Source organism: Mucilaginibacter lacusdianchii (genome assembly GCF_009770985.1).
In the GTDB taxonomy this organism is placed as follows: Bacteria; Bacteroidota; Bacteroidia; order Sphingobacteriales; family Sphingobacteriaceae; genus Mucilaginibacter; species Mucilaginibacter lacusdianchii.
Map to the genome: position 1 here is coordinate 805,789 of NZ_WSRW01000001.1, position 16,401 is coordinate 822,189.

General features: G+C 42.5%; 11 protein-coding genes. 5 read left to right on the top strand and 6 right to left on the bottom strand.

Translation table 11 applies throughout. The features are described from left to right. Nucleotides 1-149 precede the first annotated feature (149 nt). From GPM24_RS03680 to GPM24_RS03690, 3 genes are all read right to left on the bottom strand, one after another. Nucleotides 150-527 carry a VOC family protein gene (locus GPM24_RS03680; RefSeq protein ID WP_158825379.1) on the bottom strand — a complete coding sequence of 126 codons (378 nt, stop codon included), beginning with the start codon at nucleotides 525-527 and terminating at the stop codon, nucleotides 150-152. Nucleotides 528-1,051: 524 nt separating this feature from the next. Further along, nucleotides 1,052-1,828 carry a glycosyltransferase family 2 protein gene (locus tag GPM24_RS03685; RefSeq protein WP_233268726.1) on the bottom strand — a complete coding sequence of 259 codons (777 nt, stop codon included), beginning with the start codon at nucleotides 1,826-1,828 and terminating at the stop codon, nucleotides 1,052-1,054. Beyond that, the gene (locus GPM24_RS03690) at nucleotides 1,797-3,092 is read right to left on the bottom strand and encodes a glycosyltransferase (RefSeq protein WP_158825381.1); all 1,296 of its coding nucleotides are present in this window, start codon (nucleotides 3,090-3,092) and stop codon (nucleotides 1,797-1,799) included. The genes GPM24_RS03685 and GPM24_RS03690 overlap by 32 nt, the downstream gene beginning before the upstream one ends. 48 nt (nucleotides 3,093-3,140) lie before the next feature. On the opposite strand from GPM24_RS03690, the gene GPM24_RS03695 reads away from it, so the two are divergent. Then, complete coding sequence (locus tag GPM24_RS03695; RefSeq protein ID WP_158825382.1) at nucleotides 3,141-6,326, top strand: S41 family peptidase; 3,186 nt, start codon at nucleotides 3,141-3,143, stop codon at nucleotides 6,324-6,326. A 176-nt stretch (nucleotides 6,327-6,502) separates the two neighbouring features. Here the strand turns inward: GPM24_RS03695 and GPM24_RS03700 are convergent, their stop codons facing one another. Further along, complete coding sequence (locus GPM24_RS03700; RefSeq protein WP_158825383.1) at nucleotides 6,503-7,363, bottom strand: menaquinone biosynthesis family protein; 861 nt, start codon at nucleotides 7,361-7,363, stop codon at nucleotides 6,503-6,505. A gap of 41 nt (nucleotides 7,364-7,404) precedes the next feature. Next, on the bottom strand, nucleotides 7,405-8,115 hold the full coding sequence (gene mqnB, locus GPM24_RS03705; protein WP_158825384.1) for a futalosine hydrolase: 711 nt from the start codon (nucleotides 8,113-8,115) through the stop codon (nucleotides 7,405-7,407). Nucleotides 8,116-8,178: 63 nt separating this feature from the next. Between mqnB and GPM24_RS03710 the strand changes: the two genes are divergently transcribed. From GPM24_RS03710 to GPM24_RS03725, 4 genes are all read left to right on the top strand, one after another. After that, nucleotides 8,179-8,595 (top strand): 6-pyruvoyl trahydropterin synthase family protein, encoded by a 417-nt coding sequence (locus tag GPM24_RS03710; RefSeq protein WP_158826041.1) that lies wholly within the window; start codon nucleotides 8,179-8,181, stop codon nucleotides 8,593-8,595. Between the two features lie 9 nt (nucleotides 8,596-8,604). Continuing rightward, the gene (folE, locus tag GPM24_RS03715; protein WP_158825385.1) at nucleotides 8,605-9,243 is read left to right on the top strand and encodes a GTP cyclohydrolase I FolE; all 639 of its coding nucleotides are present in this window, start codon (nucleotides 8,605-8,607) and stop codon (nucleotides 9,241-9,243) included. A 78-nt stretch (nucleotides 9,244-9,321) separates the two neighbouring features. After that, entirely contained in the window at nucleotides 9,322-10,203 is an 882-nt protein-coding gene (gene fabD, locus GPM24_RS03720; RefSeq protein WP_158825386.1) for an ACP S-malonyltransferase, read from the top strand. A gap of 81 nt (nucleotides 10,204-10,284) precedes the next feature. Continuing rightward, on the top strand, nucleotides 10,285-14,025 hold the full coding sequence (locus tag GPM24_RS03725) for an ATP-binding protein (protein WP_158825387.1): 3,741 nt from the start codon (nucleotides 10,285-10,287) through the stop codon (nucleotides 14,023-14,025). 47 nt (nucleotides 14,026-14,072) lie between these two features. Here the strand turns inward: GPM24_RS03725 and GPM24_RS03730 are convergent, their stop codons facing one another. Next, nucleotides 14,073-16,361 carry an OstA-like protein gene (locus GPM24_RS03730; protein ID WP_158825388.1) on the bottom strand — a complete coding sequence of 763 codons (2,289 nt, stop codon included), beginning with the start codon at nucleotides 16,359-16,361 and terminating at the stop codon, nucleotides 14,073-14,075. Nucleotides 16,362-16,401: the final 40 nt, after the last annotated feature.

The window sequence follows — 16,401 nt, forward strand, 5'->3', positions numbered from 1 at the left end:
GATAAGGCACGGGAGGCTTTACGCCTGCAAGTTTAACAGCATTTTATGGCAAATGTGTTAAGCGCGTGTAAACTTTGGATAAGCAACAGGTTTGATACAAAAAGCTTTAAAGCGGTAAAAGCCTGTACTATGCCCTCTCCTTTATTGCATTACAATGCACTCGTTATCCACCAGGTATTACCAAAAGCATCCCGCACACCTGCTCCACGACCATATTCCTGATCAACCGGTGCCATAATGGATGTTGCACCTTGCTCTAATGCTCGTTCGTAAGCGGCATCACAATCGGCCACATATATAAATAAGCCGGCGTTTTGCGGTGGAAAACTATCTGTTGCATCACAATACATCATGGTGCTTTCGCCTACTTGCAACTCGGCATGCATAATTTTTTCTTCATCACGCATGGTTTTCATTTTTTCGGTTGCGCCAAAAACGGTTTGCATAAAAGTAAAAAAGCCGGCTGCGTTATTTATAATTAAATAAGGCATCACCTGATTGTAGCCTTCGGGAAAGGTGGTTGACATGATGAAGGTGGTTTATTGAGGTTAAGGTAAGGATTTTGGATTTAATTAGTTGGTACTGATGTTGAATTTGTGCTATTAGTTGAACTTCCTTTGGTGCTATTAAACTTACTTCGTCTGCTCATTGCCGCAGGGGCTAGATACTTTTGTCATAGCCACAAAAGTATCCAAAAAGGCCTAGCTGTTGCGATCACCTCTCCCCCCGCAAGGCCATCGCTGGCCCGGGCGCAACAGCGGGCCGCTGCGCTTTTTTAAAAAATCTAACAAACGTAAAGCACTGTCAGAACAACTACAAAAAAGAATCGGCATTCAGCTTCTTTCGGTAGCTACTGACTTAAGTATAAGTACTGACCTAAGTAGAAAGAAGGTGCGGCCGAGAGGTTTCTTTTTGGTTACTTTTTCTTTTCCGGTAAAAGAAAAAGTAACATCCACAGGCTGTGGTTCAATTACTTTACGTATCCTAATGAAACACTAAAACAAGTTCAAGCACTAACAATGAAAATATTCTAACAGAGAGCAACAGAAAATTAATCATTCGTTCGCCGATGCTTCAACCAATACCAACCCAAATTAAAAGCAATAACAGCATGATTAAACACCGTGGGCAGCAAGCCATAATGACGCTTCATGATATCAAACCGCTCCAGCAAACTTTGGCGATGCTTCTTTTTAGACATCCCCCCTACCAGGTACTTGGCAACATAACGGTTTACATTTACAATTTTGCGGGCCTTTTTAGCAGCCGTAAGTATCCAGTCAATATCGGCACTTAACTGGTATTGGGGATTATACGGTTGTACCAGCGAATGGCGGATATAAACAGCTTGGTGGCTGATACTCATGCCATACTTGAAATTGCGCCAGGTAAATTGAGCCGGGGCCTGATGTCGACGACGACCAAGACTATTGCCTGCATCATCAATCATTTCTGTTTCGCCATAGTAAATATCAGCATCCTCAGCGGTTGAAAAAACATGTGATACGGTGCCTGGCGCATAGATTTCATCGCCCGAGTTCATGAACAGCACATAGTCGCCGGTAGCTAAGGCCAGTCCCTTGTTCATGGCATCGTAAATACCTTTGTCTTTTTCGCTGATGAGTTGATCAATATCTGCCTGGTATTGGTACAATACATCCAGGGTACCATCATTCGAAGCACCATCTATTACAATATACTCGATATTGGTGTAGGTTTGATTGATTACAGACCGTACCGTGCGCTCAATATCACGCACATTATTATACACAATGGTAATGACCGAAAGCTTGGGCTTAAACACTGGCACCTCCTTGCGTATCGGCACGTTGCAGCAACTGGTTATAAACCTGCACATGTTGCTGCGCAATACGCTGCTCAGCATAATAAGTCATAACCGTTTGGCGGGCCTCGGCCTGAACCGATGCTTGGTTAGCATGGTTAAGTATCCATTCCATGCCGTCGGTAAAACTTTTGGCCGACTTATATTCGGCCAAGTAACCATTTTGTTCGTGTTTTACCATATCGGGTATACCCCCTGTAGTAAAAGCGATTACCGGCGTGCCGCACGATAAGCTTTCCATTACGGTGTAAGGTAAATTATCTTCAAGCGATGGTATCAAAAAGGCATCGGCCGCTGCATAGCAGATGGCCAGTTTTTCATCATTACTGATGGTACCTAAAAAGGTGGTTTTAAATGGAAAGTCGGGCACATTCTTGGCATCGCGGTTTCCAAATACCACCAGTTCTACATTGGCAGCATTTACACCCAAACGCTCTTTTAATAACTCTAAACTTTCCATCAGGTAGCTGGTGCCTTTGTGTAAGTCTTTTCGCGATGGCATAAAGCCGGTCAGGAATATGAATTTATCATCAGGCAAGCCTAATTGCTTTTTAGCAGTTTTTGTATCTTGAGGTTTAAAAATACCCGTTTCGAGTGTATTAGGTATTTGCTGAACCGGCTTATCTTTCATCAAGCTACTCATCAATACAGAATTCAGCATCCATGAACTAGGAGCTACTACCGTAAAATTCAGCTTTTGATAGGCTTCATGCTTTTGCTTCCATATTTGGTGCGAGGCATCCTCGGCGTCCGATTTTTTTAGCAGTGGGCAGTAACCGCATTGGCGTATATAGTGATCGCAGGTATAACGTACATGGCAGCCGCCGGTAAAGGCATTACTGTCATGAAAAGTCCATACAATCGGCTTGTTCAGTTGTGCCAGCTCCGCTAGGTGGGCAGGGTTTAAAAAGCTATGATTAACCCAGTGCAAATGAATTACATCGGCAGCCTGCACATCGGGATGATGAATTACCGAACGCCCGAACCAAGTAAATGAAAACGGCGTACGTTTCATCGGCTTTAAAAAACGCTTGGCCAGTATGCGTTCCAGTACAATAGTCGCCGCGGCATAAGCTTTTTGCAACACCGTAGTATTGAACGTATTTATATCCGGATTTTTACCGAATTTATAGTGCACAATTACTTTTGAATTAATATTTTCGGCAAGCAACGCTTTATTAAGGCGCAAACAGGCCCGGCCAGCACCGCCGTTGCCATCATAAGTATTTAAATGCACTACTTTTAGCATGGTTCAAAAATACACTTATCTATACACACAATTGATTAAATCCATAACATGAAAAAACTTTACTTGTTGTTTTTAGCTGCATTAGCTGCCGCCCCAGCACTAAAGGCACAAAGTCAGGAGGCTTATTTTACGGCCTACCCTACTTTAACACCCGACGGCAACACCGTAATTTTCAGTTACGAAGGCGATTTATGGAAAGCCGATGTCAACAATCCAACCTCTGTTAGGCTTACCGCCATGCAGGGACAGGAAACCAACCCACGCGTATCGCCCGACGGGCAATGGCTGGCTTTTTCATCCAACCAGTTTGGCAATAACGATGTATATGTGATGCCCCTGGCCGGCGGCGACATTAAGCAGCTTACTTACCATGAGGCTAGTGATGAAGTAGATTCATGGAGCTGGGATTCTAAAACCATATACTTTACTTCGGGCCGGTATAACATGTTTGGCGCTTATAGTGTAGGCCGCAATGGTGGCACGCCGCTACGCCTGTTCGGCAATTATTTCAACACCATACATGGGGTGGTGCCGCATCCGCAAACCGGCGAACTATTTTTCAGCAATACCTGGGAGAGCTACAATTTTTCGCAACGCAAGCATTACAAAGGCGATTATAATCCCGACATTCAATCATACAACCTCAAAACCAAAGCTTACAAGCAATACACCAACTGGATAGGTAAAGATTTTTGGACTACCATAGACAGCAAAGGAAATATTTATTTTGTGTCTGACGAGGCTAACGAAGAGTATAACCTTTACACCTTGGCCAACGGCAAAAAATCAGTATTAACCAGCTTTACATCCTCCATTAAAAGGCCTTTTGTAAGCGCATCGGGTAACCGCATAGTGTTTGAGAAAGATTACCAGATTTATGTATATGATGTAGCCAGCAAGCAAAGCCGCAAGCTAAACTTCAACCTGTATCGCAACAACGTATTGCCTAAGGAGCAGGAGTTTGATGTGGCCGGCCGTGTTGAAGCGATGGACGCCTCGGTGGATGGCAAAAAGATAGCCTTTGTATCACGCGGCGAAATATTTGTGAGCGATATAGAAGGCAAATTTATTCAACGTCTGGAACGGAACAATAGTGAGCGTGTAACTGAAGTAAAATGGTTACCGGATAATCGGTCGTTGATTTTTAGTCAGACGTTTGGCGGATACGTAAACTGGTATACTATGCCGGCCGATGGCACAGGCAAGCCCAAGCAAATTACCAGCGAAAAACGCAGCAACCGCCAGCTCACCGTTAACAAAGCGCATACCCAAGGCGTATATCTGAGCGGTCGTGACGAGGTTCGCATCATCGACCTGAAAACTTTAGACAGCAAAACTATTGCAAAGGATGAGCTATGGGGCTTCCAAAACTCACAGCCTTACTTTTCGCCCAATGGCGAGTATGTGGCCTATGCCGCCCGCCGCAATTTTGAGCTGGATATTTTTGTATATAATGTAAACAACGGTAAAACTACCAATTTGACCAATACAGGTGTTACCGAGTCAGATCCATTCTGGTCGCCCGATGGCAAATACCTGTATTTTGCTACTTCGCGTACGCAGGCACAATACCCGATGGGATCGGGCAATACCCATATTTACCGCCTGCCGCTGCAAAAAACGGATGAAGATTTTAAGCTGAATAAATTCCGCGATTTATTTCAAGAAGAGAAAAAAGATCAGGTTCCTACTAATATTAACAAAAACAAAAAGCCCGAAAATGCGCCGAAGCCAACTTCAACCCAACCTGTGCCCAAAGCACCGGCCAGTATTGGTATTGATACCGAGGATGTGATGGACAGGCTGCAACGCATTAGTCCGGAGTTTGGTCGTCAGGGAAATCCCTATGTTATTCAAAGAGGCACCAAAACTATGGTATACTACGTGTCCGATCAGATGGAGGGCCGCCCCGGTGTTTACCGTACCACCATTGAGCCTTTTGAAAATAATAAAACCGAAAAAGTAGCCGGTGCAGATGCGTGGGGCTATAGCATTATTCCCAGCGGCGACCGCTATTATCTGTTAGCCGGTGGCAACGTATACAAGCTCAGCTTGGACGCAAACAAGGTTGACAAACTTGATCTAGGCTATACCTTTAACCGTAACCTGGACGGTGAATTTAAACAGGTGTTTGATGAAGCCTGGGCCGATTTGGAAGAAAACTATTACGACCCAAAATTTCATGGCGTAGATTGGGTAAAAGTACACGATCACTATCAAACCTTTTTACCCTACGTTACCAGCCGGGCCGACCTGCGCATTATGCTGAACGATATGTTGGGTGAATTAAACTCATCGCACATGGGCTTTAATACTGGTGGCCCCGAAGAACGCACCAACCTGCGTTACCGCACCATGGAAACCGGTATTGTGTTTGACAATGAGCGCCCATATGTGGTAGCCAAAGTATTAAAGCATAGCAATGCCGACTACAAAAACGTAGACATACAACCCGGAGACCACTTAAAAGCGGTTAATGGCGTATCTGTAGATGAGAGCAAAGACCGCAACACTTACTTTACGCAACCATCGCTGGATGCCGAACTGGAACTAACCTTTGAACGTGCAGGCCGTAATATTGTTGTAAAAATTCACCCGGAAAGCAATGCCGAGTTTAAAGCTAACTTGTACGACGAATGGGTAGATAACAACCGCACAGTAGTTACCCAAAAAAGCCGCAACCGCATTGCTTACGCACAAATGAAGGACATGGGCGGCGGCTCGTTAGAGCGCTTTATGCAGGATATGGTGGATGATGCTTATAAAAAAGACGCGCTGATTTTGGATTTGCGCTACAACACCGGCGGCAACGTGCACGATGCAGTATTGAACTTTTTAGCGCAACGCCCCTACCTGCAATGGCAATACCGCAACGGCCAACGTACGCAGCAGCCTAACTTTTCGCCGGCAGCTAAGCCTATTGTTCTGCTCATCAACGAGCAAAGCTTGAGTGATGCAGAAATGACCGCAGCTGGCTTTAAGCAATTGGGTCTAGGAAAAATCATTGGAACCGAAACTTATCGTTGGATTATTTTTACCAGCGCTAAAGGACTAGTTGATGGATCGAGCGTACGCCTACCGGCATGGGGTTGTTTTACACTGGATGGCAAGGATTTGGAAAAAGAAGGTGTTAAACCCGACATCTATGTTAAAACCACCTTTGCCGACCGATTGACCGGAAATGACCCACAGTTGGACAAGGCAATCGATGAGATTATGAAGCAGTTGAAATAGCCCCTCTTAAACCCTCTCCGGGAGGGAGGGCTTAAATTCACATAAAAATAAAAATGTCATTTCGAGTGCTAACGAGAAATCTTTCAAATGCGATTGGCTAACTATTTGCTTTCAAAAAGATCTCTCACTATCGTTCGAGATGACATTCTTTTCATAGTTTCCTTAACTGAGAATATTTATAGGGTGATTGGATTCAAAAACAACGTCTCCTTAATCTCTGGAATAATGTTCTTCTCCTTAGCCGTGTCAAACATCAGTTGAATGGCTTTTTTTCCTTCAGCACCTAAATCGAGAGAGTATTGGTTCACATACAAATCGATATGTTTATACATCACCTCTTCGCTCATTTCCTGCGCATGTGAGCGGATAAATTCCAGACCCGATTTAGGATTAGCAAAAGCAAACTCAACTGATTTACGCAGTACACGGTTAATTTTGTGCTGTATATCCTCCGGCAAATTACGGTTGGCTACAATCCCACCCAACGGTATGGCGCAGCCGGTACGCTTTTCCCAGTAATCGCCTAAATCAATAATCTTTTTCAAGCCTTTATCCTGGTAGGTAAAGCGGTTTTCGTGGATGATCAAACCTACATCAATTTTATCTTCCAGAATAGAGCTTTCAATTTCGGAAAAAACAATCTCCTGTTTATTTATAGCCTGCGGAAAAGCTAAGCTTAATAAAAAGTTGGCGGTAGTATATTTGCCGGGTATACCAATTTTTACATTAGCACCGTTGGTTTCCAGCTTCGTGCGCAGCTCATCTTCATTGCCTTTGCAAATCAGCATGGGGCCTACACCGAAACCTAAAGCACTACCAGCATCCAGCAGCACGTATTGGTTGGCTACATAGGCAAAGGCATGGTAGCTCAGTTTGGTGATATCCAGTTCGCCGCGAAAGGCTTTTTGATTAAGGGTTTCCACATCATCGTAAAACACCTCAAATTCCAAACCTTCGGTATCTATTTTATGATGTATCAGCGCGTCGAATATAAACGTATCATTAGGGCAGGGCGAAAAGCCAAGGGTTAGTTTCATATCTTGTAGTTGTGGGTTGCCAGTTGTCGGCGCAGTATTACTCACAACTGAGAACCGATAACTGACAACAGTTTTTCTGCAAAGCTATTCAGATTTTTAATAGCCAACCCTATTTTCCAGGCGTCGCGGTTGCGCTTTTCCACGTAATTTGACACTGCCCTGATTTGCAGCGATGGTACGCCTGCTTGTGTACAGGCATAAAAAAAGGCTGCACCTTCCATGCTTTCCAACTGCACTGGTAGGCGATCTATTAGCTTATCGATATTTTTTTGGTTGCCATGAACCGTGTTTACAGTAACGGCAGTTACCTGCTGTAGAGTGGTTTTTGAATACAATTTTGCTAATTTGGCAGAGGATTTGAACCGACTTTCGCCAAATCCCATCTTTTCAATGGTTAAGAAGGTCTCGTCATCTTCGGCACCCAACTCGGCAAATGTATCATCGGTTATTTCCACTACGTCTCCCAGTTCAATACTGCGGTCAAAACTACCGGCAATGCCCAGGTTAATAGCTAAATCGTAATGATTAATAGCCAAGTGCCTACCTAGGCTATATCCTGTAGCTACCATACCAACGCCAGTAATTAAACAGGTGATGTTATGAATTTCTGCCTCGTCATTATCTGTTCCCGAATACAAAATCCCCTTGATACAATCCTCGGCAGGCGCATGCAATGGCTGGCCGCCAAAGTTAAGCATCTCTAACAAAGGGGCAATCTCGGGCCGGGTGGCGGCTACTACCAATATATTCATAGCAACTAAGATAAAACAACTCACCTGTTTTTGTTTTGTATATTTGCACCAATATTTGTTATGATGATACATATTACGCGCAAAGAACATTTTAACGCCGCACACCGGATGTACCGCGAAGAATGGAGCGCAGAAAAAAACCAAGAAGTATTTGGCAAATGTGCTAACCCCAACTGGCATGGCCACAACTATAATCTGTTTGTAACAGTAAAAGGCGAAATTACCCACGCTACCGGCTATTTGATTGACTTAAAAGAGCTTAAAGAAATCATTAATAAGTATGTGATAGATAAGCTTGACCACATGAACCTGAACAAGGATGTGGATTTTATGCAGGGGAAAATGGCATCAACCGAAATACTTTGCATCGAAATTTTCAACCAGTTAAAAGGCCCTATCGAAGCTTATGAAGGTGTATTTTTACACTCAGTAAAGCTTTTTGAAACCGAAAACAATAGTGCCGAATACTTTGGCAATTAATCCGAAATCATGATTGACGATAACGACATCCCTGACAGAGAACAAGGCATTAACGGCTACCATAAAATAGACCGTTACAATACCGAGCTGATCACTAACCTATCGGGCCATTACCGCGAGGTTCTGAAAAACATAGGCGAAAATCCAGAGCGCGAAGGCTTACTAAAAACACCCGAGCGTATGGCCAAAGCAATGCTGTACCTTACGCATGGTTATGATCTGGATGCTAAAGAAATCCTGACATCGGCTATGTTTAAGGAAGACTACAGCCAAATGGTGATTGTGAAAGACATTGAAGTATACTCTATGTGCGAGCACCATATGTTGCCTTTTTTTGGAAAAGCACACGTAGCTTACATCCCTAACGGGCATGTAGTTGGGTTAAGTAAAATACCGCGTATAGTGGATGTCTTTTCGCGCCGGTTGCAAGTACAGGAACGCTTAACCAACGAGATACGGGATTGTATTCAAAATACTTTACAGCCCTTGGGCGTAGGTGTAGTTATTGAATGCCGCCACCTGTGTATGAGTATGCGCGGTGTACAAAAACAAAATTCGGTAACTACTACCTCGGCCTTTAGCGGTGAATTTTTTAAGGAAGAAACCCGTACAGAGTTTTTGGATTTGATCCGCTCGAAGCTGTCGTAATCTGAATTTGAATTTTCGGCATTACAGAATCATATAAATTCGAAATAACCAGTAATCTTAATCAATTAACAACTAACATTGAAAGCATATATATTTCCAGGTCAGGGTGCCCAGTTTGTGGGCATGGGCAAAAATTTGTACGATAATCATGCACAAGCCCGCCAATTATTAGAGCAGGCTAATGAAATTTTAGGTTTCCGTATTACCGACATGATGTTTAACGGTACCGACGAAGATCTGAAACAGACCAACGTTACACAACCTGCCATCTTTTTACACTCGGTAATTTTAGCTAAAATAGCGGGTGACGATTTCAAGCCCGAGATGGTAGCCGGCCATTCCCTTGGCGAGTTCTCTGCCTTGGTTGCGGCTGGTGCCTTATCATTTGAGGATGGTTTGCGTTTGGTGGCGGCCCGTGCCAATGCTATGCAAAAAGCCTGCGAAATTCAGCCATCTACCATGGCTGCAGTTTTAGGTTTGGATGATTTTACCGTTGAGGATATTTGCCAGCAGGTAAGCGAGGTAGTAGTACCCGCCAATTACAACTGCCCTGGCCAATTGGTGATCTCAGGTACTGTTGCCGGCGTGGAACTGGCTTGCGAAAAGCTGAAAGCTGCTGGCGCTAAACGCGCACTGGTACTAAATGTTGGTGGCGCTTTCCACTCACCGCTGATGGAAGCTGCACGCGTAGAATTAGAGCATGCCATTGTGAATACCAACATTCAAAGCCCGGTATGCCCCATTTACCAAAACATTGATGCTAAACCACATACAGATGCTGAGGTAATTAAACAAAACCTGATTGCCCAACTAACCGGCGCGGTACGCTGGACCCAAACCGTAATGCATATGCTGCAAGACGGAGCCACTTCTTTTACCGAAGTTGGACCCGGCAATGTATTGCAAGGGCTGGTCAAAAAAGTTGACCGCAGCGCCGCTACAGCTAGTTTAGCTGTTTAACATCATAAAAAAATTAAAGCCACAAACTAAAGTGGCTTTAATTTTTTTATGATATTTACATGCTATCTATCTGAAACAACTTTGACCACATTTGCCAAGATCCGTTTATTGCTGGCCCTGCTGTTTGCCAGCTTACTATTAACTGCGGTAATTATACATCATAAATACACGCCGCAATACAGCTTTACACAAGCCGCCCGCACGCTCGAAAACAGTTTGCACGAAAAAGAAGCTGTAATAGACGACTTATTTAAACCAGCTAACTATCAACAGTTAAAAGCACTGGCTCAAAACGAGCGCCAAGGGTTAAACTTTATTAACACCTATACTAAAAAGCATCGTATTTGGTTTGTAACGCTCCAAAACAATAAGCTTTCTTTTTGGAGTGGTATACGGATTTTACCCGATAACTACGTTGGCATTGGTGAAGGCCATTCTTTCATTAAACGAAACAACGGGTATTACGAGGCCATCAAAAAATCAGAGGGTAACTTTACAGCGATTGCTTTTATACTGGTTAAAAACAATTATCCGCTTCAAAACAAGTATTTAAAAAACAACGTAGACCGCACCCTCCTTACACAAGGTAACCTTGAAATTGCCGACTTTACGGATAAAGATGTTTTTCATATTCATGACATTAACCGTAGCTATCTATTCTCAGTAAAATCGGGCGCAAACAATTACAATCATAGCTATTTTACTGCCGAAATTGTTTTATGGATTTTATGCCTGCTCACCTTATGTCTGCTTATTAGCAATATCTGCCACTATCTGGCAAGTAATCAAAAGCTGGGATGGGCTATTGCTTTATTGGCTGTTTCTATCTTGCTTATCAGGTTTATTCACATATACTTCCATTTTCCTGACTTTAGTCCGAGCCTTAAGCTTTTCAATCCATCATTATATTACTTAAACCCGGCATTTCCTTCTATAGGCGATTTGTGCCTTAACGTACTAGGCTTGTGCTGGTTTTCCGTTTTTGTTTATGGTTACCGCTTCAAAATATTAAAGCAAACACCAAATAAAATTACCGGTTATGCCATATTTTTAGGCAGCCTCATACTTTTGCTAACCTCCTCTACAGCATTATATTATTTATTTAAAAAACTGGTAGCCGATTCATCTATCAGCTTTGATGTACATAATGTGCTCAACCTATCAGTATATAGCTTTTTGGGCGTATTAATGGCCTGCTTTAGTTTCTTTATATTTTATTTATTGACTGAAATAGTGCTGGCCATTGATTTAAAGGTAAATATAAACGACCGGGTTAAACTGACGGTGTACGCTGTTAGCATCTTGTTAGCAACCCTAATATTTTCTTTTTATGATGAATTTACGCCGTTTTATGTACTGTGGGGAGGATTAGTTTTAATAGGTGCCTATTCGGCCCGCTACCGACAGGGCGTTATCAATGCCGTATCATATGTTGTTATCATATTAGTTTGCTCACTAATTGCCTCAATTAATCTTAATCATTTTGAATCGGTAAAAGAGCAACGAGTTCGTAAACAACTAATTTCACAGTTGCAGAACGGCACAAACCCTAATATAAAACTAATTTACAGGTCAGTTGAAAAACAGATTATCAAAGACCCACAAGTGATTGCGTTTTTTGACAGTAAAAATCCTAATCCAGATTATTTAAGAAACCGGCTTCAAAAGTTATATTTTGATGGTTACCTTTCTGATTACGACTTTAAAATATATTCATTTGGACCTAATGGCACCCCAATAGCAGGCGATCAGGACTTTGCCTTAAACGACTTTAAAGACATGGTGCTTTACAGTTCCTTACTTAAAGTGTCTGATTATTTTTATCGTGAAAATGACAGCTTTGGCTCACAAAAATACTTTGGCATTTTTCCGGTTTACAAAGGCGAGGATAATTTGGGCACTCTAGTGGTAGAGGCAAAATCCCGACCTTTTCACTTTACCAGCACATTTCCGGAACTACTATTGGATAACCGGTTTAGACTGAACACCAACTTTAAAGATTATTCGTACGCCTTTTATGATGATGGCCACTTGCTAAGCCAAAACGGCAACTATGATTACAATGTGGTAAACAATGAGTTTAAAGGTGAACTGAAAAAATACGTATTCAAAACTACGCAGGAAACAAAAGCACCAAACTCGTGGATACAGCGCTTGAACCGCTATAACCATATGATTTATCAACCAAGCCCGCGAAAGCTTATTGTGGTAACCCGCCAGCAAAACAGTTTAATAAATAATGTAGCATCGCTCACGTTTTTCTTTGTGCTGCTGCTTGCATTCAGTGCTTGTATTATCATATTCAAATGGTTTTGGGCGCGGTTAAGCATTGTTAAAATAACAGCTGAAAGCATTCATTGGAATCTGCATTTAGACTTAGACCGCATAATGTACAAAACCCGCATTCAGTTTTCGATGATATTTGCGGTAGTAGTTACCCTGGCGTTGGTAGGTTTGGTTACTTTCCTGTCAATTCAAGACCAATACCAGGATCAACAAAATGAGTTGATAAGCGAAAAAGTTATTCGTGTTGCTTCAAAGCTGGAAACAACCTTTATAGGAAATATCAACGAACCAAGTGAAGAAGCACAGGTAAAGTTTAACACACTGGCTGGCGATTTTTCGACCGACTTGACGCTGTTCAATAAAAATGGCTCTTTGCTATATTCTACTCAGCCCAAAATATACAGCTATGGCATTTTAGAAAAGCAAATGAATGCTACGGCTTATATTATGATGCATCAATTGCAAAAGTCAGTTTATGTGAATGACGAAAAGGTAGGCGAACTGGCCTACAAAGCTGCCTATGCGCCTATTCGTAACTCAAAAAATGAGACGGTTGCCTATATGCAGTTACCTTCATTCTCGGATGAGGCTGATTACAACGATCGTATTGGTGTATTCTTGAATGATATGATCAACATTTACGCGCTGATCTTTATTGCTATCGGCCTTTTTGCGGTGGTAGTAGCTCAGCAAATTACCACACCGCTAAGCTTTATCCAGCATAATTTGAGCAAAACTATATACGGTAAAAAGAATGAACCTATCCGTTGGCGCCGCAATGATGAAATTGGTGCGCTGGTTACTGAGTACAACAAAATGATTGCTGCACTGGAGCATAGCGCTAACCGATTGGCACAATCGGAACGGGAAAGCGCCTGGCGCGAAATGGCCAAGCAGGTAGCTCACGAAATCAAGAATCCGCTTACACCATTAAAGCTGGGCTTGCAGCTGCTCGAAAAATCATGGAAAGACAAAGACCCTAAATTTGATTTAAAGTTTGAGCGTTTCAGCAAGTCGTTTGTTGAGCAGATTGAGAGTTTATCATCTATTGCCTCCGAATTTTCGGCCTTTGCCAAAATGCCGGACACCCGGATGGAAAAGCTGGATATTTTTGAAACCTTGGGGCAAGCTATTATCATATTTAAGCATATGGATAATATCAGCATCAACTTTATCCGGCCCGATAGGCCTTTCTTCATCAAGGCCGACCGCGATCAGTTATTGCGCTGCTTTAACAATCTACTTAAAAATGCCATAGAAGCCATGCCACTGGGCCGACACGGGATTATTGACGTAACTTATATCTTAAATACCAATAACATTGTATTGCACATTAAGGACAATGGCAACGGCATCCCCGAAAATTTGCGCGGAAAGATATTTGAACCCAACTTTACTACTAAAAGTTCGGGCACTGGTTTAGGATTGGCCTTTGTAAAAAACTCTATTGAAAATGCCGGCGGTAAAGTGTGGTTTGACACGGCAACAGATGAGGGTACAACCTTTCACTTACAGTTTCCTATCTCAAGATTATAAAAGCCTGATACTAGTTGTTCAGCTTTTGAAGGCTGAACAACTAGTATCTATTTCGACTGCTTTGCAGTAACGGTATCTTTAACTGGCTTTACACGCAAAGTATCTTGTACCGGCTTTTTTAATATCGAATCATTAACAGCTGGCTTAATGGCCGTTGAGTCTTTACCAACTGATTTAGCGCCCGGTAGGCCTTTAACTGCAATTGCAGGTTTGGCTGTTGCTTTCTTGGTCTGCTGCTGGCGTCGTCGGGTGGCCGAATATATCACATCGTTTTTAGAGGTGGGCCGCTCCTTAGGCTTCCATTTAAAGCTTTTAAGCAACTTGTCTTCTTCCTTAATTTTTTCAAAAGGAATAATGTGGTTTTCGACCTTGGTATAATTGGTAACGTTAATGGCTTTATTATCTTTAAAGTTGACACGGATACGACTGCTTAACGAGCGGGTAAGGTTATTGATTTTAATACTATCCCGATCATAGTAAATGGTTTCGGCATTGCCATCTACAAACATCCGCTGCATTTTATTGTCCACAAAAAAGCCCCGCATCTTTTTACCGGCCACCTGGTTAAAATTAACCGAATCGGCTTTGTCTACATTCACAATCAGCGCCGTTGGATATAGCTCCATATTATCCAGCTTCTTATTCTTCAACTGCAGGTAAACAGTATCGCCCGACAATTGAGAGTTTTGTGTCCAGAATATTGGCTCTACATAACAGCGCATAATGGAATCACTGTAACTGTAAAACATAGAATCTGACTTAGCCTGTAAATCCGATTTAAAAATTTTGACATTATGGTACGCACTCAATACCCTGATGCGCGATGTATCGCTCAATTCAAACTTCCGCGTCATATAAACTGAGTCGGTCTTTAATGATTTGGGGGTGACCTTAACCGGCTTTTTAGCAATTTTAGTTACAGGTGCTTTACTTTTAGTAGTATCACGCGGCCTAGGCTTACCAAAAAAATCACGGTGTAAAAAGCTGGTATCTTTTGGCAAACCTGCATAAGGCGCCATAATCAAGTGCTTTGATGTAGATACCGGAATCTTTTTCATAGCAACCGCGCGGGCAATAGCAGCTGTATCTTTAATATGGGCAGTGCGCATGCGTTCTTGCAGTTCCTTTTGCTGCTTAAAAGTCATGATTCGCGTATCTAAGGTATCAGCAGCTATAAAGATAGAGTCGCGCGTTACCTTTTGCGGTGGCTTGATACTGTCAGTACGCGTTTTCAAACTGTCAGTTACGTTAGCCGCCAGTAACGGCTTGTTGCTTCCGGGCATTTTCTTTAACGGCACGGTATTGGGCGGTGCACTTTTTACAGTGGGCTTTTTGTTAGTTTTGCCTTTGGTTAAAGGCGAAGATGTTATAGTATCCGTTTTGGCCTTGGTAGTGTCTTTTTGCTCGGTAACAATTACCACAAAAGCATTACGGGTCATCACCATACGGTCATCAGCCTTGGTATAGGTACCCAAATCTCCTCTTAAGGTTATTTTTTGTTCATTATCATTGAAAAGCACATTTTTTACGGCGCGCCCATATCCTTTAAGCCGGTCATAAAACAAACTATCGCCTTTTAATGATTTGGTGCCTTGCGTGTACAAATTACGTTTGCCAAAAAAAGCCTGTTCTGTAATGGTATTATATGTTCCGTTTTCGGTATACAAAGTATCTTTGTCCTTCTTACCTAAAATGCGTGTTGGACCGTAAAAGTAAGCTATCCGCACGCCAGTATTATACCGCAAAGTGTCTGTTTTAATTACTGCATCATCAGTGGTAAGCACCACATTGTAACGAAAATAAGAATCGCGCGAGTTGGCAAAATAATAGCCGTTTTGGCTTACCAGCGTGTTGTTTTTGTTAACCAGCGTACCACCACCGGTATAGGTACCAATGCGCGTAGCGGTATTATAAGTAAGGTAATTGGTAGATAGCGTAGCATCCCTGTCTACCAAACGTACGTTATCAGTAAGAATAGCAATGTGCGTATTGCCGTTATAATTTAACTTGTCTGAATACACATTTAAGGTATCGCCTTGATTAATAACCACGTGACCGAAAGCATCAAACGAATTTCTGTTTGGATAGAAGTAGGCACTGTCTGAACTTAGGCGTGAGTAATCTTGCTTAAAAACGCCTTGGTAAACTTTAACCACATCCTCTCCGTTACGTTTAAAGCCTTGGCTGCTACGCGAACTAATCAAATCAACCTTCGACTTTTTTTGTCCCGGATTATTACGCGGTTGTGGTCGTCCCACAGTCCCCCCCTGCCTTACTTGCCCTAAAGCAGATACAGACATCAGCACACTTATACAGAATAAGATATATTTACTCACGCTACAAAATTAGTTTTTTGGTTGCGGTAATTAAATTAAA

Coding starts and splice junctions, on each gene's coding strand:
- GPM24_RS03680 (WP_158825379.1), bottom strand. CDS start 527: ATGTCAACCACCTTTCCCGAAGGCTACAATCAGGTGATGCCTTATTTA.
- GPM24_RS03690 (WP_158825381.1), bottom strand. CDS start 3,092: ATGCTAAAAGTAGTGCATTTAAATACTTATGATGGCAACGGCGGTGCT.
- GPM24_RS03695 (WP_158825382.1), top strand. CDS start 3,141: ATGAAAAAACTTTACTTGTTGTTTTTAGCTGCATTAGCTGCCGCCCCA.
- GPM24_RS03700 (WP_158825383.1), bottom strand. CDS start 7,363: ATGAAACTAACCCTTGGCTTTTCGCCCTGCCCTAATGATACGTTTATA.
- mqnB (WP_158825384.1), bottom strand. CDS start 8,115: ATGAATATATTGGTAGTAGCCGCCACCCGGCCCGAGATTGCCCCTTTG.
- GPM24_RS03710 (WP_158826041.1), top strand. CDS start 8,179: ATGATACATATTACGCGCAAAGAACATTTTAACGCCGCACACCGGATG.
- folE (WP_158825385.1), top strand. CDS start 8,605: ATGATTGACGATAACGACATCCCTGACAGAGAACAAGGCATTAACGGC.